At 55.4% G+C, this 18,483-nt stretch carries 19 protein-coding genes; 9 read left to right on the top strand and 10 right to left on the bottom strand.

What is annotated here, in order from left to right; genetic code table 11:
- Nucleotides 1–142 precede the first annotated feature (142 nt).
- The 4 genes from ABLU88_RS27420 to ABLU88_RS27405 all read right to left on the bottom strand — a co-directional run bounded on the left by ABLU88_RS27420 (nt 143) and on the right by ABLU88_RS27405 (nt 4,325).
- The gene (locus ABLU88_RS27420; RefSeq protein WP_014230307.1) at nt 143–1,027 is read right to left on the bottom strand and encodes a LysR family transcriptional regulator; all 885 of its coding nucleotides are present in this window, start codon (nt 1,025–1,027) and stop codon (nt 143–145) included.
- Between the two features lie 98 nt (nt 1,028–1,125).
- The gene (locus ABLU88_RS27415) at nt 1,126–2,382 is read right to left on the bottom strand and encodes a nucleoside permease (RefSeq protein WP_348838701.1); all 1,257 of its coding nucleotides are present in this window, start codon (nt 2,380–2,382) and stop codon (nt 1,126–1,128) included.
- A 60-nt stretch (nt 2,383–2,442) separates the two neighbouring features.
- Entirely contained in the window at nt 2,443–3,276 is an 834-nt protein-coding gene (gene xapA / locus ABLU88_RS27410) for a xanthosine phosphorylase (protein WP_014230309.1), read from the bottom strand.
- A 122-nt stretch (nt 3,277–3,398) separates the two neighbouring features.
- On the bottom strand, nt 3,399–4,325 hold the full coding sequence (locus ABLU88_RS27405; RefSeq protein WP_014230310.1) for a LysR family transcriptional regulator: 927 nt from the start codon (nt 4,323–4,325) through the stop codon (nt 3,399–3,401).
- Between the two features lie 89 nt (nt 4,326–4,414).
- On the opposite strand from ABLU88_RS27405, the gene ABLU88_RS27400 reads away from it, so the two are divergent.
- The gene (locus ABLU88_RS27400) at nt 4,415–5,413 is read left to right on the top strand and encodes a bile acid:sodium symporter family protein (RefSeq protein ID WP_004852990.1); all 999 of its coding nucleotides are present in this window, start codon (nt 4,415–4,417) and stop codon (nt 5,411–5,413) included.
- Here the strand turns inward: ABLU88_RS27400 and ABLU88_RS27395 are convergent.
- The 3 genes from ABLU88_RS27395 to zipA all read right to left on the bottom strand — a co-directional run bounded on the left by ABLU88_RS27395 (nt 5,410) and on the right by zipA (nt 8,733).
- Complete coding sequence (locus ABLU88_RS27395; protein ID WP_064374459.1) at nt 5,410–5,628, bottom strand: DUF3820 family protein; 219 nt, start codon at nt 5,626–5,628, stop codon at nt 5,410–5,412. The genes ABLU88_RS27400 and ABLU88_RS27395 overlap by 4 nt on opposite strands.
- Nucleotides 5,621–7,645: an NAD-dependent DNA ligase LigA gene (gene ligA, locus ABLU88_RS27390; RefSeq protein WP_048260628.1), complete on the bottom strand. Its 2,025-nt coding sequence runs from the start codon at nt 7,643–7,645 to the stop codon at nt 5,621–5,623. The genes ABLU88_RS27395 and ligA overlap by 8 nt, the downstream gene beginning before the upstream one ends.
- Before the next feature lie 74 nt (nt 7,646–7,719).
- Nucleotides 7,720–8,733 carry a cell division protein ZipA gene (gene zipA, locus ABLU88_RS27385; RefSeq protein WP_014230313.1) on the bottom strand — a complete coding sequence of 338 codons (1,014 nt, stop codon included), beginning with the start codon at nt 8,731–8,733 and terminating at the stop codon, nt 7,720–7,722.
- Nucleotides 8,734–8,963: 230 nt separating this feature from the next.
- Here zipA and cysZ point away from each other — a divergent pair, with 230 nt between their 5' ends.
- The 5 genes from cysZ (at nt 8,964) to crr (ending at nt 13,819) form a co-directional block, all read left to right on the top strand.
- Nucleotides 8,964–9,725 (top strand): sulfate transporter CysZ, encoded by a 762-nt coding sequence (gene cysZ, locus ABLU88_RS27380; protein WP_009654873.1) that lies wholly within the window; start codon nt 8,964–8,966, stop codon nt 9,723–9,725.
- 159 nt (nt 9,726–9,884) lie between these two features.
- Entirely contained in the window at nt 9,885–10,856 is a 972-nt protein-coding gene (gene cysK / locus ABLU88_RS27375; protein ID WP_046878226.1) for a cysteine synthase A, read from the top strand.
- Between the two features lie 381 nt (nt 10,857–11,237).
- Nucleotides 11,238–11,495 (top strand): phosphocarrier protein Hpr, encoded by a 258-nt coding sequence (ptsH, locus tag ABLU88_RS27370; RefSeq protein ID WP_002913505.1) that lies wholly within the window; start codon nt 11,238–11,240, stop codon nt 11,493–11,495.
- A 44-nt stretch (nt 11,496–11,539) separates the two neighbouring features.
- Nucleotides 11,540–13,267: a phosphoenolpyruvate-protein phosphotransferase PtsI gene (gene ptsI / locus ABLU88_RS27365; RefSeq protein ID WP_004852999.1), complete on the top strand. Its 1,728-nt coding sequence runs from the start codon at nt 11,540–11,542 to the stop codon at nt 13,265–13,267.
- A gap of 42 nt (nt 13,268–13,309) precedes the next feature.
- Nucleotides 13,310–13,819, top strand: coding sequence for a PTS glucose transporter subunit IIA (gene crr, locus ABLU88_RS27360; RefSeq protein ID WP_000522253.1), 510 nt, complete (start codon nt 13,310–13,312; stop codon nt 13,817–13,819).
- Between the two features lie 41 nt (nt 13,820–13,860).
- On the opposite strand, the gene ABLU88_RS27355 is transcribed toward crr, so the two are convergent.
- Nucleotides 13,861–14,100 carry a hypothetical protein gene (locus ABLU88_RS27355; protein ID WP_004104337.1) on the bottom strand — a complete coding sequence of 80 codons (240 nt, stop codon included), beginning with the start codon at nt 14,098–14,100 and terminating at the stop codon, nt 13,861–13,863.
- A complete protein-coding gene (pdxK, locus tag ABLU88_RS27350; protein ID WP_014230316.1) occupies nt 14,097–14,963 on the bottom strand; it encodes a pyridoxine/pyridoxal/pyridoxamine kinase in 867 nt (288 codons plus the stop codon). The genes ABLU88_RS27355 and pdxK overlap by 4 nt, the downstream gene beginning before the upstream one ends.
- A gap of 82 nt (nt 14,964–15,045) precedes the next feature.
- On the opposite strand from pdxK, the gene ptsJ reads away from it, so the two are divergent.
- The 3 genes from ptsJ to ABLU88_RS27335 are packed head-to-tail and all read left to right on the top strand — an operon-like array spanning nt 15,046 to nt 17,519.
- Complete coding sequence (gene ptsJ / locus ABLU88_RS27345; RefSeq protein ID WP_025106635.1) at nt 15,046–16,344, top strand: transcriptional regulator PtsJ; 1,299 nt, start codon at nt 15,046–15,048, stop codon at nt 16,342–16,344.
- A gap of 14 nt (nt 16,345–16,358) precedes the next feature.
- Nucleotides 16,359–17,066: a type 1 glutamine amidotransferase gene (locus ABLU88_RS27340; RefSeq protein ID WP_134898409.1), complete on the top strand. Its 708-nt coding sequence runs from the start codon at nt 16,359–16,361 to the stop codon at nt 17,064–17,066.
- 45 nt (nt 17,067–17,111) lie between these two features.
- Nucleotides 17,112–17,519, top strand: a complete 408-nt coding sequence (locus ABLU88_RS27335; protein ID WP_134898411.1) for a nuclear transport factor 2 family protein — start codon at nt 17,112–17,114, stop codon at nt 17,517–17,519.
- Here ABLU88_RS27335 and cysM read toward each other — a convergent pair.
- Nucleotides 17,516–18,427: a cysteine synthase CysM gene (cysM, locus tag ABLU88_RS27330; protein WP_014230319.1), complete on the bottom strand. Its 912-nt coding sequence runs from the start codon at nt 18,425–18,427 to the stop codon at nt 17,516–17,518. The two genes, ABLU88_RS27335 and cysM, sit on opposite strands and share 4 nt — an antisense overlap.
- Between the last annotated feature and the right edge of the window lie 56 nt (nt 18,428–18,483).

Genomic DNA, 18,483 nt, shown 5'->3' with positions numbered 1-18,483 from the left:
GCAGTTGACTTTTAATCAATTGGTCGCAGGTTCGAATCCTGCACGACCCACCAATGTAAAAAAGCGCCCTAAAGGCGCTTTTTTGCTATCTGCGATAGACAAAGCCGACACGGGCCTTCATCTTGCTATCCGGCACAGACCATCAATTCACCAGCGCCGCAATCAGCTTCTCCAGCGCGGGCGTCGCCTGCTGTTGGTCATAGACGATATACAAATCTGCGGGTATGCGTTCTTCCAGCGGGCGAAACACCACCCCCGGCCACGTCATTTGCGCATAGCTATCAGCGATGAGCGTAATACCTATCCCCATACTGACCATCGCCAGAACCGTTTGCGGCTCCATCACTTCACGGATAATCATCGGTGAGAATCCGGCGCTCTGGCACACGCGCTGCAAAAACGTCCAGTCGGTATGTATTGAAGGCATGGTGACAAAATATTCGTTACGCAACGCCGCAAGCGGGATCGCCTTACGCGCGGCAAGCGGATGCTCTTCCGGCATGGCCACCAGAAAAGAGGATTCGTGCAATCGCAGGCTGGTAAATCCAGGAGAAGGCGCTGTCGCCATTCGCCAGACGCCGGCGTCCAGCTCGCGTCGTTCCAGCATCGCCATCTGCATGGCGGGCATGTTCTCGCGGAAAAGCACCTCTACGTTAGGGTTCTCTTTCAAAAAACGCCGCATCACCGGACGCATTTTTCCCCACATAGCCGTACCTATCACGCCCAACTCTACCCGTCCCGCCTCACCCCGCCCAATCTGTTCCACGCGCGCCAGCGCCTGATTCGCGCTGGAAAGCAGACGACGGGACTCCTCCATCAGGATTTTTCCTGCGTGGGTCAACGCTACGCTGCGGGAGTGGCGAACAAACAGCAGCGTGCCAAGCTGCTGCTCCAGGTCTTTAATGTGAATGCTGAGCGGAGGTTGCGACATGTTCAGACGGGCCGCCGCACGACCAAAATGCAGCTCTTCGGCAACAGCCAGAAAATAGCGCAATAACTTCAGATCGATACGATGCGTGCGTTCCATGGGTCATGCGCTCCTGAGGCATAAAGATAATGCGCAAAGTTACCACACTGCATCAGAAAAAATGAAACGGCGGAACATGTGCCCGCCGCGGAAGAGGATTAATGCGTCAGCGCTTTTTTCATTAACTTCTCAGGTTCATGTTTATATTTGAAGAACGCGGCAAAAATAACCGCCAGCAGCAATGAATAGGCCGCGAACACCAGCCAGATGGTCTGCCACTCTTTTACGCCATCAACAGAGAAGTAATCCACGGCCATGCCGCTGAGAACCGAACCTACCCATGCGCCAACACCGTTCACCATGGTCATAAACAACCCCTGCGCGCTGGCGCGAATATGCGCCCCCGCCTCTTGCTCTACGAACACCGATCCTGAAATATTAAAAAAGTCGAATGCGCAGCCGTAAACGATCATCGACATCAGCAGCAGAACAAAACCGAACGGAGACGGATCGCCAAAGGCAAAAAAGCCAAAGCGCAGCGTCCACGCCAGCATACTCATCAGCATGACCGTTTTAATGCCAAAGCGTTTCAGAAAGAATGGAATGGTGAGAATAAAGGCGACTTCCGCCATCTGCGAAACTGAAAGCAAAATAGAGGGATAGCGCACGACAAAGCTGTCGGCAAACGCCGGGTTGCGGGCGAAATCATGCAGAAAGGGGTTACCGAAGACGTTGGTGATTTGCAGTACCGCCCCGAGCATCATCGCGAAGAAAAAGAAAATGGCCATCCGCGGATTTTTAAACAATATGAATGCATCCAGTCCCAGCCTCGCGGCCAATGTGGCGCCAGGTTTCTTCTCGGTCACAGGAATTTTCGGTAGCGTAAGCGCATAAATCGCCAGTAATAACGACGCGGCAGAGGCGATATACAGCTGCGCGCTGCTCAGCTCCAGCCCCATCAGGCTCACCGTCCACATGGCGACAATAAAACCAAGAGTGCCAAATACGCGAACAGGAGGAAACGCGGTCGCCGGATCCTGGCCGGACTGTGCCAGACATGAATAGGAGATGCTATTAGACAACGAGATAGTCGGCATATAGGTCATCGCGTTAATCAGCATTACCCAGAACATCGTCTCCGGATCGGTGACGGTCGTTGCATAAAGAAGCACGCCCGCGCAGACCAGGTGGCAGAGCATATAGGCCCGTTCTGCACGTAGCCATTTATCGGCAACGATCCCCATAATGGCGGGCATGATAATGGCCGCCAGCCCTTTGGAACTATAGACAATGCCGACATTTGCCCCGGTGAAATGCAGTGTGTTTATCATGTAAGAACCCAGGGTGACCAGCCAGCTACCCCAGATAAAATATTGCAAAAACGACATGAGTTTTAAGCGAGAGGCGATACCCATTTTTCCGTTCCTTGCCATTAAAGTAAGACCCCGCAAGCGGGGTCAATATTTATTATTTTTTCAGGCCAGTTTGCGTAAGAAGCCGCAGATCAGGTTAATAAAGTTCTGCCGGGAGAGTTCGGCCGCTGCCAGGGTTTGCGCGTGAGATAGTTTCACATCGCCGAGGCCCTCAGCCAGATTGGTAATGGCTGAGACGGCCACCACTTTCAGCTCGCAATGGCGGGCAGCGATGACCTCCGGCACGACGGACATCCCCACCACATCGCCGCCGATAATCTGCATCATGCGAATCTCCGCCGCCGTTTCAAAATTCGGCCCGGGATAAGAGACAAATACGCCTTCAGTCAGCGGAAACCCCTCCTCCTCCGCTACGCGCTGCAGAACGGCGCGGTAATCCGCGTCATAGGCGTTGGCCAGGGAGAAGAAGCGTTCGCCGAAGCGCTCATCATTCAGGCCCACCATTGGCGTACCCGGCATCGTGTTAATATGATCGCTGAGCGCCACCAGACTTCCCGGCCCCACTTCCGGACGTAAAGAACCGGCCGCGTTAGTACAAAACAGCAGTTCACACCCCAGCAGCTTTAGCGTCCGGATGGCATCAGTCATCACCGTCATGCCCCGACCTTCATAGAAGTGCCCACGCCCTTTCATGCAGGCAACGGGTACGCCGGCCAGATTTCCAAGCACCAGTTCGCCGGCATGGCCGTGCACGGTACTCACCGGAAAGCCGGGCAGCTTCTCGTAAGATATCGCCACCGCATCTTCAATTTGTTCCGCCAGCGCCCCGAGACCCGACCCCAGGATAAAGGCCACCCGCGGCGTAAAATCCGGCTTATATCCGCGAATAATATCGGCGCTATACCAGGGATTCTGTGAGAAAAGCGTGTCGCTCATAAGCTGTCCTTAAAAACTGAAAGATCGATAAAGTGATTGGCTACCATGCTGTTATAACGATGCTACGCAATCGATTACCAATACAGTTTTCCCGGACGTTTGATATTAAAAAGCTATTGATTTCATTTCTGATACAAGGGGTCGTTTTCGCGTAAGGCGGTCAGCTGGCCAGCCTGCTGCCGCACCACCTCCCACAGCGCCTCTGCGGCTGTCGATAGCGAGCGGTTTTTACGCCGCGCCAGCATCAGCTGGCGTTCCACCACCGGGGTGAGCCGCTTCACCTGCAGATGACTTCCCTGAGGGAGCGGCAGCGCTAACGCAGGTAGGATGCTGATGCCTATCCCCGACTCAACCATCGGGAATAGCGTGGCCGGATGACCGATTTCCTGCACGATATTTGCGGTAACGGCGAATCCCGCGAGCGCGGCGTCAATCAGCGGCCGGCTACCCGAAGCATAATCCTGCAAAACCAGCCGCTGGTCATGCAGCGCATGCCAGCTCACCGCATCCCTTTTAGCGAAAGGGTGATCGCAACGGCAAAGCAGCAGGAAAGGTTCAGCGAGAACCGCCTCACACTGCAAATCGGTCGCGGCGCCAGGGTCGATAACAATGCCAAAATCAACTTCTCCCTGACGGATGCTCTCCAGCACCCACTGCTGGGGGCGATCGTGCAGAACAAAATCTATCTCCGGATAGCGACGGTTGCTGTAGGCGATGCACTGCGGGATCAGATGGGCGGAAATAGTCTGGCTGGCCGCCACCCGCACGGTTCCCATAAGCTGCTGCCCGACGCGCCCGGCCTCACGCAACGTGCCGTTTAACTCATCCAGCAGGCGCTCAAGCCGGGCCGCCAGCTGCTGTCCGGCTTCCGTGAGCACCACTTCGCGCGTCGTTCGGTCAAGCAGGCGTACGCCGGTCTGATGTTCCAGCTCTTTCACGCTGTGGCTTACCGCTGACTGACTCAGGCCAATACTCTCCCCTGCCCGGCTAAAGCTTTTGACGCGAGCAACGGTCACAAAAACCTTCAACTGACGTAGCGAATAATTCATCTCTTTTTTTCATGAATAGATGCAATAAATCGATTTTATTTCTCAAACTAAAGAAAGCACAATAGCGACATCGATTTTCAGGAGCGTTTATGAAATTTTTCCGCATTCTTGATCCATTCACCCTGACATTAGTCACCGTCGTCCTGCTGGCCTCCTTTTTTCCTGCGCGCGGCGGATTTGTCCCCTTCTTTGAACATTTAACCACCGCCGCCATCGCGCTGCTTTTCTTTATGCACGGCGCCAAGCTCTCCCGTGAGGCGATCGTTGCCGGGGGCAGCCACTGGCGTTTACATCTCTGGGTCATGTGCAGCACGTTTATCGTTTTTCCCGTACTTGGCGTGCTGTTCGCCTGGTGGGCGCCCGTTAACGTCGATCCGGCGCTCTATACCGGATTTATTTATCTTTGCATTCTTCCCGCCACCGTCCAGTCAGCCATTGCGTTTACCTCTCTGGCGGGCGGCAACGTGGCGGCTGCGGTATGCTCGGCTTCGGCCTCAAGCCTGCTGGGGATCTTCATTTCGCCGCTGCTGGTCGGCCTGTTGATGAACCTGCACGGTGCGGGGGGGAGTCTGGAGCAGGTTGGCAAAATCATGCTGCAGCTGCTGCTGCCGTTTGTGCTGGGACATCTCTCTCGTCCGTGGATTGGCAACTGGGTGGCAAAACATAAAAAGTGGATCTCGAAAACCGACCAGACCTCCATCCTGCTGGTGGTCTATTCGGCGTTCAGCGAGGCGGTTGTTAACGGTATCTGGCACAAAGTCGGCGTCGGTTCGCTGCTGTTTATCGTTATTGTCAGCATGGTGCTGCTGGCGATTGTGATTGCGATTAACGTCTTTGTGGCGCGCAGGTGCGGGTTCAATAAAGCGGATGAAATTACGATTGTCTTTTGCGGGTCGAAAAAGAGCCTGGCGAACGGCATTCCGATGGCCAACATTCTCTTCCCGACCTCTATCCTGGGGATAATGGTTCTGCCGCTGATGATCTTCCATCAGATTCAGCTTATGGTCTGTGCGGTGCTGGCGCGGCGCTATAAGCGCCAGGCCGAAGCGTTACAGGCGCAGGAGAAAAGCCGCGCCTCCGAAGCCTAACGCGGGCGCTTAAGGGGCTCGACCAGGCTGGTCAGCCCCTCCGTTTTAATCAATAGCGTTAATGCCATCAGCTCGCCAAGATGCCCGGCGGGAAATTCATCCTTACGGGCAAACCACAGCAAATACTCTTCCGGCACATCGATTAAGCGCCGCCCTTTGTATTTACCAAACGGCATTTCCGTGTTGGCAATCTCAATAAGCTGATCTTTATCCACGCGACTCTCCGAGCAGACGCAGCATTTCGTCTTCATCGATCACCGCAATTCCCAGCTCCTGCGCTTTGGCAAGCTTAGAGCCCGCCGCCTCCCCGGCGATGACAAGGTCGGTCTTCTTCGACACGCTGCCCGCCACCTTCGCCCCCAGCGCAACCAGCCGGGCTTTCGCATCGTCACGGGAGAGCTGACTCAGGCTACCGGTCAGAACCACCGTTTTGCCGGCAAAGGGGCTATCAATCTCTTCCGCATTGACCACGACCGGCGCCGGCCAGCGGACGCCTTCTTTACGCAGCTGAGCAATCACTTCGCGGTTGCTCTCTTCGGCAAAGAAATTACGCACGTGCGTGGCAACCACAATCCCGACATCGGGCACTTTTTGCAGATCGTCAATTGAAGCCTGCTCCAGCGCCTCAATGGTGCCAAAGTGGGCCGCTAAACCGGCTGCCGTCGCCTCACCGACTTCGCGGATCCCCAGCGCATAAAGGAAACGGGCAAAGGTGGTCTCTTTGGACTTCTCCAGGGCATCCACCACGTTCTGCGCTGATTTGGGCCCCATGCGATCGAGCCCGGTGAGTTTACCCGGCGTCAGTTGGAAGAGATCGGCCGGCGTATGCACGTACTCTTTTTCAACCAGCTGATCGATGATTTTATCGCCCATACCGTCAACGTCCAGGGCGCGACGGGAGACAAAATGCTTGAGCGCTTCTTTACGCTGGGCGCCGCAGATCAGACCGCCGGTACAGCGCGTCACCACTTCGCCTTCCACGCGTTCAACGTCGGAATGACATACCGGACAATGGGTGGGGAACACGATCTCACGCGTCTCCTCCGGGCGTTCTGAGAGCACGACGTTCACGACCTGAGGGATAACATCGCCGGCGCGGCGAATGACCACCTTATCGCCGATACGCAGTCCCAGACGCTCGATTTCATCAGCATTATGCAGCGTCGCGTTGCTGACCAGGACCCCGGCGACGTGTACCGGCTCCAGACGCGCAACCGGCGTGATGGCGCCAGTGCGCCCGACCTGAAACTCAACGTCGCGCACGAAAGTCATCTGCTCCTGCGCCGGAAACTTAAACGCCACCGCCCAGCGCGGCGCGCGGGCTACGAAGCCAAGCTGTTCCTGCAGCGCCAGCGAATCGACTTTGATGACCACGCCGTCGATATCAAACCCCAGCTTCGGCCGATCATCTTCAACCTGGCGATAGTAAGTAAGCACTTCCTCTGGCGTATGGCAGAGCTTTACACGCTCGCTGACCGGCAGCCCCCAGGACTTAAACTGCTGCAAGCGCGCCGAGTGGCTGGCAGGCAGCTCGCCGCCTTCCAGCACGCCCACGCCGTAGCAAAAGAAAGTGAGTGGACGCTTCGCGGTAATTCGCGGATCGAGCTGGCGTAAAGACCCCGCCGCCGCGTTACGCGGGTTAGCAAAGACTTTACCTCCGGTTCGCCGCGCCTCTTCATTAATTTTTTCAAACCCTGCCTGCGGCAGGAACACCTCTCCGCGCACCTCAAGCCGCTGCGGAATATTGTCACCGCGTAGCTTCAGGGGAATCGCGCGAATGGTACGCACGTTGGAGGTAATATCTTCGCCGGTCGTTCCATCGCCGCGGGTCGCCGCCTGCACCAGCAGGCCGTTTTCATACAGGATACTGACCGCCAGGCCATCCAGCTTGAGCTCACAGCAGTAAGTCAGGTTATCGGTATTTTTCAGGCGATCCTGTACCCGCTTGTTGAACGCGAGGAAGCTCTCCTCATCAAAAACGTTGTCCAGCGACAGCATCGGGACTTCATGGCGAATCTGGCTAAAAGAGGCTAACGGTGCGGCACCGACGCGCTGGGTGGGCGAGTCCGGGGTGATCAGCTCAGGGTACTGAGCTTCCAGCTCGCGCAGTTCGCGCATTAACCGATCGTATTCCGCATCAGGGATTTCCGGCGTATCCATGACGTGGTAGAGATATTCATGATGGCGAAGCGTGGTTCGCAGTTCAGTCAGTTTTTGTTCGTTCGATTCCATATCACACCATCAATGATAAAAAACCCCCGACGGGCGGGGGTTCAGGATAAGTAGATGAAACGCAAGAAGATGAATCAGGCGTTAGCCTCTTTCACTTCACGAATTCGGTCTTGATATTCACGCAATTTTTGCGGCGTCATCATACGACGCTGGTCATCCAGCACTACGCCACCGACTTCATCGGCAATGTACTGCGCGGACTGCAGCATCAGCTTAAAGTTTTGCAGTTCATCGCCAAAGGACGGAACCTGCATAAAGATAGTCACCCCGGGCGTCATCATATCCGCCATGCTGTCAGGATTGAAGGTGCCAGGCTTAACCATATTGGCCAGACTGAAGAGCACCTGACCGCTGCCGTCCGGGCTGAGGTGGCGATGGAAGATATTCATATCGCCAAATTTGAAGCCCGCCTGCTGGATGCTATTGATGAGTAGCTCGCCGTTGAGCTGCGAACCGTGATGCGCAGCGACGTTCATCACGATGACCGTCTCCTTACGCTCTTTAGGCTGCGGCGCGGCCTGCTGCGGCTCAGGGGCCTGAGGTTCCGGCGCCGGCTGCGGCTCTGGAGCGGCGGCAGGTTGTTGAACCGGCTGCTGCACATGCTGAACGGGCTGCTGCGCATGCTGAACGGGTTGCTGCACATGCGGAACGGGCTGCGGCTGTACCGGCTGCTGAGGCGGCACGGCGCGCTGCGGCTGCTGGACCGGGGCCTGGGCGTGAACGGGCTGATGTTGCGGCGGCTGCGGTGCACGGACAGGCTCTTCCGGGCGCACAGGTGGCTGTTGCGCCTGACGCTCATAAGGAGGCTGATACTGGTGCTGCGGCTGACGAGGTGCTTCATGCTCCCCATGAACGCCATTCGGCGCATGACTGGTCCGATGAACCCGGACTTCACCAACGCCTTCAACATCGTCATCAAAGTCGTCGCCTTCCGACGCTTCATCGTCGCGAGACTTCATACGTTTCAGTGGGCGATCGCGAAACATCGAGGAGCGTTCTTTACGGCTGGTCCAGAAACCGTGCACCAGTAAAGCGATTATGGCGATCGCGCCAACAATGATTAATATCAGACGCAAATCCTGCATCATTATATTCTCTGTTGTTCTAACACCTTGCCACCACGGCAAACATTTACTCACTAAGAGTATTTGCCGATTACATCAAGTGCAAGTGCGTCGGGGGCTTTCACTACATAAAGATGAACTAAATCGTGCTTTTTGCTGTTTTTTCGAACATTTCCTAACTGGTTATTGTCTGCTAACCCGATAAAATAGCCCGGCATTCAGCCTGGATGTCAAAAAAGGAGCATTACCTGACTATGGTTTCATCATCCGTAACGACCCCGCGTAGTGGCGTCTACTATTTTTCGCAGGGTTGGAAGCTGATCGGGCTGCCGGGGATCCGTCGATACGTATTCCTCCCTTTACTCGTCAACATTATTCTGATGGGCGGCGCATTCTGGTGGCTGTTCACGCGTCTGGACAGCTGGATCCCTTCGTTGATGAGCCATGTTCCTGAATGGCTGCAATGGCTTAACTATCTGCTGTGGCCCATGGTGGTCATTTCTATTCTGCTTGTCTTCGGCTACTTCTTCTCGACAATCGCCAACTGGATTGCCGCGCCCTTTAGCGGCCTGCTGGCCGAGCAGCTTGAAGCGCGCCTGACGGGCGCGACGCCGCCGGATGTCGGGGTTTTCGGCATCCTGAAAGATGTTCCGCGCATCATGAAGCGCGAGTGGCAGAAGTTTGCCTGGTACCTGCCGCGGGCCATCGTCCTTTTGCTTCTCTACTTTATCCCCGGTATCGGCCAGACCGTCGCCCCCGTGCTGTGGTTCCTGTTCAGCGCCTGGATGCTGGCGATTCAGTACTGCGATTACCCTTTTGATAACCATAAGGTGCCGTTTAAAACGATGCGTCAGGCGCTGCGCACGCGCAAAGTGACCAATATGCAGTTTGGCGCCCTGACCAGCCTGTTTACCATGATCCCGGTGCTAAACCTGGTCATCCTGCCCGTCGCGATTTGCGGCGCGACGGCGATGTGGGTCGATTGCTACCGTGACAAACACGCCATGTGGAAGTAGCGCTATCGCTTTCGGAGCGGCTTATGCCGCTCCTTATTACTTCTGGCTTGCCATTATTTCTCTTCTGAATATAGATATGCTAAATCCTTACTTCCGCATATTCTTTAAGCGGGTATGCTGAAGCCGTACTCCCAAATTTCATACAGTTAAGGACGGGCCATGAGTAAGATTTTTGAAGATAACTCCCTGACTATCGGCCATACGCCGCTGGTACGACTGAACCGCATCGGTAACGGACGCATCCTGGCAAAGGTAGAATCTCGTAACCCGAGCTTTAGCGTAAAATGCCGTATCGGTGCCAATATGATTTGGGATGCCGAAAAACGCGGCGTGCTGAAGCCCGGCGTTGAGCTGGTGGAACCGACCAGCGGTAATACCGGTATCGCGCTGGCGTACGTGGCTGCGGCGCGCGGTTATAAACTGACGCTGACGATGCCGGAGACCATGAGCATCGAACGCCGCAAGCTGCTGAAGGCCCTGGGCGCTAACCTGGTGCTGACCGAAGGCGCCAAGGGGATGAAAGGCGCCATCCAGAAAGCCGAAGAAATTGTCGCCAGCGACCCGGAAAAATTCCTCCTGCTCCAGCAGTTCAGCAACCCGGCCAACCCGGAAATTCATGAAAAAACCACCGGCCCGGAAATCTGGGAAGATACCGATGGTCAAATCGACGTCTTCATCTCCGGCGTCGGTACTGGCGGTACGCTGACCGGCGTGAGCCGCTATATCAAAGGCACCAAAGGTAAAAAAGATCTGATTACCGTTGCCGTTGAACCTACCGACTCCCCGGTTATCGCCCAGGCGCTGGCAGGCGAAGAGCTGAAGCCAGGCCCGCACAAAATCCAGGGTATTGGCGCAGGCTTTATCCCAGGCAACCTGGATTTGAAGCTGGTGGATAAAGTAGTGGCTATTACCAATGAAGAAGCCATTTCCACCGCCCGTCGCCTGATGGAAGAGGAAGGCATTCTGGCCGGCATCTCTTCCGGCGCTGCCGTTGCCGCTGCGCTGAAGCTGCAGGAGGATGAAGCCTTTACCAACAAGAATATTGTGGTTATCCTACCCTCTTCAGGTGAGCGCTATTTAAGCACCGCATTGTTTGCCGATCTCTTCACCGAGAAAGAACTGCAACAGTAATGCCAGCTTGTTAATATCGTGTAAAAAAGCACCTTTTCAGGTGCTTTTTTGTGGCGCACATCAAACTTTTACCCCTCCTGGCATTGATTCACTTCGTTGGGTCTGGTATTTAACCAGCACATTTATTTCGATGCGCGAAATTATTCCGATTTGGATTTCCATAAGCTGAATCGATTTTATGATTTGGTTCAAGTCTTCCTTTAGCGGCATAATGTTTAATGACGTGGTAGACGTTAACGGCCTGAAGGTTTCCACAGCGATTTTCCGCTGATGGTGCCGGAGCCGGATACGTGATGCCGGCGCTAACGATACAGGCTAAAGTTTGGCCGTTAGGCTAAACTTTAGGTCCACAACACTAAACCTATAAGTTGGGGAAATATAATGTTCCAGCAAGAAGTTACTATTACCGCTCCGAACGGTCTGCACACCCGCCCTGCTGCTCAGTTTGTTAAAGAAGCAAAAGGCTTCACTTCTGAGATCACTGTAACCTCCAACGGCAAAAGCGCCAGCGCCAAAAGCCTGTTCAAACTGCAGACTCTGGGCCTGACCCAGGGTACCGTTGTCACTCTCTCTGCCGAAGGCGAAGACGAGCAAAAAGCAGTTGAGCATCTGGTAAAACTGATGGCTGAACTCGAGTAAGTTCACGGGTTCTTTTTAATATCAGTCACAAGTAAGGTAGGGTTATGATTTCAGGCATTTTAGCATCCCCGGGTATCGCTTTCGGCAAGGCACTTCTGCTGAAAGAAGATGAAATTGTCATCGACCGGAAGAAAATTTCTGCCGATAAGGTTGATCAGGAAGTTGAACGTTTTCTGAATGGCCGCACCAAGGCCTCCGCCCAGCTGGAGGTCATCAAAACCAAAGCTGGTGAAACCTTCGGTGAAGAAAAAGAAGCCATCTTCGAAGGGCACATCATGCTGCTGGAAGATGAGGAGCTTGAGCAGGAAATCATAGCCCTGATTAAAGATAAGCATATGACTGCCGATGCGGCAGCCAATGAAGTTATCGAAGGTCAGGCTACTGCCCTGGAAGAACTGGATGACGAATACCTGAAAGAGCGTGCCGCTGACGTACGCGACATCGGTAAGCGCCTGCTGCGCAACATCCTCGGTCTGGCCATCATCGATCTGAGCGCGATTCAGGATGAAGTTATCCTGGTAGCCGCTGACCTCACCCCGTCTGAAACCGCACAGCTGAACCTGAACAAGGTGCTGGGTTTCATCACCGACGCGGGCGGCCGTACTTCCCACACCTCCATCATGGCGCGTTCCCTTGAACTGCCGGCCATCGTGGGCACCGGTAGCGTGACTACCCAGGTGAAAAACGGCGATTATCTGGTTCTCGACGCGGTGAATAATCAGGTTCTGGTTAACCCGAGCGATCAACAAATCGAAGAACTGCGCAACCTGCAGGCTCAGGTCGCTGAAGAGAAAGCGGAACTGGCTAAGCTGAAAGACCTGCCGGCCATTACGCTGGACGGCCATCAGGTTGAAGTCTGCGCCAACATCGGTACCGTACGCGACGTTGAAGGTGCCGAACGTAACGGCGCGGAAGGCGTTGGTTTGTATCGTACAGAATTCCTGTTCATGGACCGCGACTCGCTGCCGACTGAAGAAGAACAGTTCGCAGCATACAAAGCCGTTGCCGAAGCGTGCGGCTCGCAGGCGGTTATCGTTCGCACCATGGACATCGGCGGCGACAAAGAGCTGCCGTACATGAACTTCCCGAAAGAAGAGAACCCGTTCCTCGGCTGGCGCGCAGTGCGCATCGCCATGGATCGCAAAGAGATTCTGCGCGACCAGGTTCGTGCCATCCTGCGCGCTTCCGCTTTCGGTAAACTGCGCATCATGTTCCCGATGATCATCTCTGTTGAAGAAGTGCGTGCACTGAAGAAAGAGATCGAAATCTACAAACAGGAACTGCGCGACGAAGGTAAAGCTTTTGATGAGGCAATTGAGATTGGCGTGATGGTGGAAACCCCAGCCGCTGCGACAATTGCGCGTCACTTAGCCAAAGAAGTTGATTTCTTTAGTATCGGTACCAATGATTTAACGCAGTATACTCTGGCAGTTGACCGTGGTAATGATATGATTTCACATCTTTACCAGCCAATGTCCCCGTCCGTGCTGACGCTGATTAAGCAAGTTATTGATGCTTCTCATGCTGAAGGCAAATGGACTGGCATGTGCGGTGAGCTTGCGGGCGATGAACGTGCTACACTTCTGTTGCTGGGTATGGGTCTGGACGAGTTCTCTATGAGCGCCATTTCCATCCCGCGCATCAAGAAGATTATCCGTAACACGAACTTCGAAGATGCGAAAGTATTAGCAGAGCAGGCTCTTGCTCAACCGACAACGGACGAGTTAATGACGCTGGTTAACAAGTTCATTGAAGAAAAAACAATCTGCTAATTCACGAGATGCGCGGCCCAAATTACTGCTTAGGAGAAGATCATGGGTTTGTTCGATAAATTGAAATCTCTGGTTTCTGATGATAAAAAAGACACCGGAACTATTGAGATTGTTGCCCCGCTCTCTGGCGAGATCGTCAACATTGAAGACGTGCCGGATGTAGTTTTTGCGGAAAAAATTGTGGGTGATGGCATTGCTATCAAACCTACTGGCAACAAAATGGTTGCGCCGGTAGATGGTACCATCGGTAAAATTTTTGAAACCAACCATGCTTTTTCAATCGAATCTGATAGCGGCATTGAACTGTTCGTTCACTTCGGTATTGATACCGTTGAGCTGAAAGGCGAAGGCTTCAAACGTATCGCCGAAGAAGGCCAGCGTGTGAAAGTCGGCGACCCGGTTATCGAATTCGATCTGCCGCTGCTGGAAGAGAAAGCCAAGTCTACCCTGACTCCGGTTGTTATCTCCAACATGGACGAGATCAAAGAGCTGATCAAACTGTCCGGTAGCGTAACCGTGGGTGAAACACCGGTTATCCGCATCAAGAAGTAATTCTTGCCGCAGAAGAATGGCGCCTCTCGGGCGCCATTTTTTTATCTCGCCGCTTTAAACGGCCGATAGCACTTCTCCCGCGAAAGTATTTTCATCCCTTCCGGGCCGCTTTCCAGAATCCGCTTCTCGCTGTCAGAAACCTGCAAATCACACTGATATCCGCCAACGGCGCCAAATAAAGATCCCACTTCGCAGACATCCTCAAGGGCTTCGCTGCCGGTGGTCTCAAAATGGCCGACGACTCTTCCCTGCTGACGCACCACTAAACGATAGCTCTTCATTCTCCCTCCCTATGCGGCGGAAGAATGAGCTCATCGCAGCCCTGTTCATTGGTCCAGGTCATAACCGCCAGCACCCGCTGCGCGGCAGCGTGGGCGGCCTCGCCCAGCGGCATTCCGCATACCAGACCGCTCGCCAGCTCGGCGCAAAAAAGGTCGCCCGTTCCCTTCAGATCGGTTTCAACGCGCGGATGTTCAACCACCTCGACCGACTGCGCGCTAACCACCAGCACGTTGATCGTGGCGCTATTTTCTCCCGGCGCGCTGGTGATAACGACCCATTTCAGTGAATCAGAGAGCAGACTACGGGCGGCAATAATCGCCTCCTGCTGATTATGGCAAGGCAGACCGCTTAGCGTCTCCAGCTCAAACAGATTGGGCGTGATCCCCTGCGCCAGCGGGAGCAAATGCGTACGATAGGCTTCAGGGATCTCGGCCTTGACGTAAATACCGCTATCCACATCGCCAATGACGGGATCAACGAGAATACACAGTTCAGGATGCTGCTCGCGAATGCGCAGCAGCCATTGCGCCAGACGCTTAATCTGCACGGCGCTGCCCATATAGCCGGTCGTTACCGCCCGCAGCTCGCGCAGGGCGTCACGCTCCTCCAGCGCCTTTAAATAGCCGGCAAACCACTCTTCCGGGATAACGCCGCCATAGTAAGTATCATAGTGCGGCGTATTGCTGAACAGCACCGTCGGCACCGCGATGACCCGCAGGCCGTGCTGCTTTATAGCCGGTATCGCAATACTGTTGCCTACGCTGCCGTAGACCACCTGCGACTGCACGGCCACAATATCGACCTGAAGCGCCCGACTTTTATCGTTGAAGAGCACCGATTGTATTTCATCTTGCTGGCCCATCCTTTCTCCCCCCGCTGGACAGCGGGTCATACTCTGATTATCATTCGTCCTATGCTAAAATTCATTTTGTCATAGGTCAATAATGATCGTTGGAAAAACTGCCAGTGAGATCTTCGATAGCATCCGCCATCTGGTACAAAGCGGCGCACTCAAGCCTGGCGATGTTTTACCGCCGGTCCGCGAGCTGGCGGGCAAGCTGTCGGTTAACCGCAATACCGTCGCTGCCGCCTATAAGCGACTGGTGACCTCTGGCCTGGCTATCAGCCAGGGGCGTAATGGTACCGCCATTAAAACGCATAATACCCTGCCCGCCCTTGAAGGTGGCGATCCCTCTTCGCCGCTGAAGGATATCTCCAGCGGCAATCCCGACCCCGCTCGCCTGGCAAACCTCAAGCACTATCTCAGCGCAATTGCGCCAGCGCCTCGTCTGTACGGCGATGCGGCGGTTGAACCACGGCTGGCCGCGTGGGCCAGCCGCTGGGTTAACAACGATGTGAACCTGGATGCCGATATTAACCTTGCCAGCGGCGCTGTCGATGCGCTTGAGCGCCTGCTGTGCGCCCTGCTGCTGCCCGGCGATAGCGTGGCCATCGAAGACCCCTGCTTTCTCAGCAGCATCAATATGCTGCGCTACGCCGGTTTTAGCCCTTCGCCGGTACCGGTCGACGGGGAAGGCATGCAGCCTGAAGCCCTTGAAGAGGCGCTGAGCAACGGCGCCCGGGCGGTCATTATTACCCCGCGCGCACACAATCCGACCGGCTGTAGCCTCAGCGAATCCCGCGCCCGGGCAATACGCGAAATACTGGCCCGCTATCCGCAGGTTCTGGTGATTGTTGACGACCATTTCGCGCTGCTCTCCGCCACGCCCTGGTACTCCCCTATCGCCGCGGAAAGTCAGCGTTGGGCGCTGGTACGCTCCCTGTCAAAAACCCTGGGACCAGATTTGCGTCTGGCCATCGTCGCCAGCGACGCTGACACGTCGGCGGCGCTGCGGCTGAGGCTTAATTCCGGTAGCCAATGGGTCAGCCATCTGTTGCAGGATCTGGTCATCGCCTGCCTTAACGACAACACCTTTATGGCCTCTCTGGCGGAAACCCGGCGCCACTATCGTCAGCAGCATGAAAAGCTGATTGCCGCCCTCGCCAGCCGCGGAATCACCCATCTGACGCCGGGAGACGGCCTTAATTTTTGGTTCCCGCTGGAAGAGCCGAGCCAGCCGGTAGCGCTCCGTCTGGCGCACGCCGGCTGGCTGGTTCGCGAAGGCGAAACGTTCGGCATTCGCGCCCCTTCGCACGGGCTGAGGCTGTCGCTTGCGACGCTCAGCGACAATGAAATGAATAAGCTCGCCAATGACTTATACCAGATATTACAACAACAGTGACGGGAGTTAACGCTATGCAGATCCACTTTATCGTCCATGAAGTCTTTGAAGCGCCGGGAGCTTACCTGCACTGGGCGCAGGCGCGCGGCTACGGTATCAGCTGGTCGCGGGTATACGCGGGGGACAGGCTACCGGAAAACGCCAACGCTTTTGATATGCTGGTTGTGCTCGGCGGTCCGCAGTCGCCGCGCACGACATTATCTGAGTGCCCCTGGTTTGATAGCCACGCCGAGCAGCGTTTGATTGCGCAGGCCATTGCCGCAGGACGGATCGTGGTAGGGATATGCCTGGGCTCGCAGCTTATCGGTGAAGCGCTGGGCGCGCCGGTCATGCAAAGTCCGGAAAAAGAGGTGGGTCACTATCCCATCACGCTCACCACCGCGGGCCTGCAGGATGACAAACTGGCCCATTTTGGCCCCTCGCTGGTCGTCGGCCACTGGCATAACGATATGCCAGGCCTGACCCCGGAGGCGGAAGTGATGGCCTCCAGCGAAGGCTGCCCGCGGCAAATTGTGAAATACAGCGACTGGGTTTATGGCTTCCAGTGCCACATGGAGTTTGATGCTGAGGTCATTGAGCTGCTGATCGCCCATTCGAAGCAGGAGCTTAGCGCCGCCAGAGGCAGGCGTTTCATTCGTAGTGAACAGGAGATGCGTGCCTGGGATTATCGCGAAATGAATGAGAAGCTATGGGCGTTTCTTGATAAGCTGACGGCAAAGTAAGCAAAAGGCTTTTATTAAAGCCCGACAGTTTAAGGATACCCAGAAATGCCCAATCCCAACCCACAGCTTAAAGCCGCCATCGAAGCCTGCGATCGCGCTATCTCCCTGGAGGATTACGCGACACTGATGGAGTATTACGCTGATGACGCCGCGCTGGTCGTCAAGCCAGGCATGGTCGTGCGGGGCAAAGAAAATATCCGCAACGCGTTTATCGCCATTGCCGACTATTTCCAGCACCGGCTGGTGGTGACGCAGGGAAAAATGGAGATTATCGAAGGCGGCGGCAATGCGCTGGTGATTATGGAAACCCGGCTGGATATCCCGACGGCGGAAGCCGGGATAACACAGGTCACGCGGCGCGCAACCTATGTCTTTCGTCAGCAGGGTGAACGCTGGCTCTGCACCGTGGATAACTCCTACGGTACGGACCTGCTCGACGCGCCCGAGGTTTAAATTCCCGCGCCTTGGGTAAAGTGCTCTTCGCCAAATACGCCGGTAGAAAGGTAGCGATCGCCGCGATCGCAAACGATCGCCACCACTACCGCGCCAGGATTTTCACCCGCCACACGTAGCGCGCCCGCCACCGCGCCGCCGGAACTGACGCCGCAGAAAATCCCCTCCTTCACCGCCAGCATCCGCATGGTGTTTTCGGCATCCTGTTGATGGATATCGAGCACCGCGTCCACCAGCTGCGCGTTAAAAATGCCCGGCATATATTCGGCAGGCCAGCGGCGAATTCCGGGAATACTGCTCCCCTCTTCCGGCTGCAGCCCCACGATGCTCACCGCTTTATCCTGCTCGCGCAGAAAACGCGATACGCCGGTAATGGTGCCGGTGGTACCCATGCTGGAGACAAAATGGGTGATCCGCCCGTCGGTCTGCTGCCAGATTTCCGGCCCGGTAGTGGTGTAGTGCGCGTACGGGTTGTCCGGGTTGTTGAACTGATCGAGCAGCTTGCCTTCGCCGCGCTGCGCCATGGCTAACGCTAAGTCACGCGCGCCTTCCATTCCCTGCTCTTTGGTGACCAGAATCAGCTCCGCACCGTAGGCGCGCATGGCGGCACGGCGCTCCTGGCTCATGTTGTCCGGCATCAGCAGCTTCATCTGATAGCCTTTAAGCGCGGCGATCATCGCCAGCGCAATGCCGGTGTTGCCGCTGGTCGCTTCAATCAGCACATCACCGGGTTTAATCTCTCCGCGCTTTTCGGCCTCGACAATCATCGACAGGGCCGCCCTGTCTTTCACCGACCCCGCCGGATTGTTGCCTTCAAGTTTGACCCAGATTTCGCTGCCGTTGTCCGGCCCCATGCGCTGCAGTTTGACCAGAGGCGTGTTGCCGATTGTTTGTTCTAATGTATTCACGGTTTTGCCCAATAAAAAGCCCGGTAAGCATTACGCCACCGGGCGAAAAACATACG

Source organism: Klebsiella sp. GW_Kp182, from assembly GCF_040062275.1.
In the GTDB taxonomy this organism is placed as follows: Bacteria; Pseudomonadota; Gammaproteobacteria; order Enterobacterales; family Enterobacteriaceae; genus Klebsiella; species Klebsiella michiganensis.
Note: the sequence above shows the minus strand (reverse complement) of the source record. Positions and strands in the feature narration are given on the sequence as shown.

What these genes read in the sequence shown, in the direction of transcription:
- ABLU88_RS27415 (WP_348838701.1), bottom strand. Translation starts at nt 2,382, where the DNA reads ATGGGTATCGCCTCTCGCTTAAAACTCATGTCGTTTTTGCAATATTTT.
- pdxK (WP_014230316.1), bottom strand. Translation starts at nt 14,963, where the DNA reads ATGGGCCAGCAAGATGAAATACAATCGGTGCTCTTCAACGATAAAAGT.
- zipA (WP_014230313.1), bottom strand. Translation starts at nt 8,733, where the DNA reads ATGATGCAGGATTTGCGTCTGATATTAATCATTGTTGGCGCGATCGCC.
- crr (WP_000522253.1), top strand. Translation starts at nt 13,310, where the DNA reads ATGGGTTTGTTCGATAAATTGAAATCTCTGGTTTCTGATGATAAAAAA.
- ABLU88_RS27405 (WP_014230310.1), bottom strand. Translation starts at nt 4,325, where the DNA reads ATGAATTATTCGCTACGTCAGTTGAAGGTTTTTGTGACCGTTGCTCGC.
- ABLU88_RS27355 (WP_004104337.1), bottom strand. Translation starts at nt 14,100, where the DNA reads ATGAAGAGCTATCGTTTAGTGGTGCGTCAGCAGGGAAGAGTCGTCGGC.
- ptsI (WP_004852999.1), top strand. Translation starts at nt 11,540, where the DNA reads ATGATTTCAGGCATTTTAGCATCCCCGGGTATCGCTTTCGGCAAGGCA.
- xapA (WP_014230309.1), bottom strand. Translation starts at nt 3,276, where the DNA reads ATGAGCGACACGCTTTTCTCACAGAATCCCTGGTATAGCGCCGATATT.
- ABLU88_RS27340 (WP_134898409.1), top strand. Translation starts at nt 16,359, where the DNA reads ATGCAGATCCACTTTATCGTCCATGAAGTCTTTGAAGCGCCGGGAGCT.
- ABLU88_RS27335 (WP_134898411.1), top strand. Translation starts at nt 17,112, where the DNA reads ATGCCCAATCCCAACCCACAGCTTAAAGCCGCCATCGAAGCCTGCGAT.
- ABLU88_RS27400 (WP_004852990.1), top strand. Translation starts at nt 4,415, where the DNA reads ATGAAATTTTTCCGCATTCTTGATCCATTCACCCTGACATTAGTCACC.
- ptsH (WP_002913505.1), top strand. Translation starts at nt 11,238, where the DNA reads ATGTTCCAGCAAGAAGTTACTATTACCGCTCCGAACGGTCTGCACACC.
- cysZ (WP_009654873.1), top strand. Translation starts at nt 8,964, where the DNA reads ATGGTTTCATCATCCGTAACGACCCCGCGTAGTGGCGTCTACTATTTT.
- ptsJ (WP_025106635.1), top strand. Translation starts at nt 15,046, where the DNA reads ATGATCGTTGGAAAAACTGCCAGTGAGATCTTCGATAGCATCCGCCAT.
- ligA (WP_048260628.1), bottom strand. Translation starts at nt 7,645, where the DNA reads ATGGAATCGAACGAACAAAAACTGACTGAACTGCGAACCACGCTTCGC.
- ABLU88_RS27420 (WP_014230307.1), bottom strand. Translation starts at nt 1,027, where the DNA reads ATGGAACGCACGCATCGTATCGATCTGAAGTTATTGCGCTATTTTCTG.
- cysK (WP_046878226.1), top strand. Translation starts at nt 9,885, where the DNA reads ATGAGTAAGATTTTTGAAGATAACTCCCTGACTATCGGCCATACGCCG.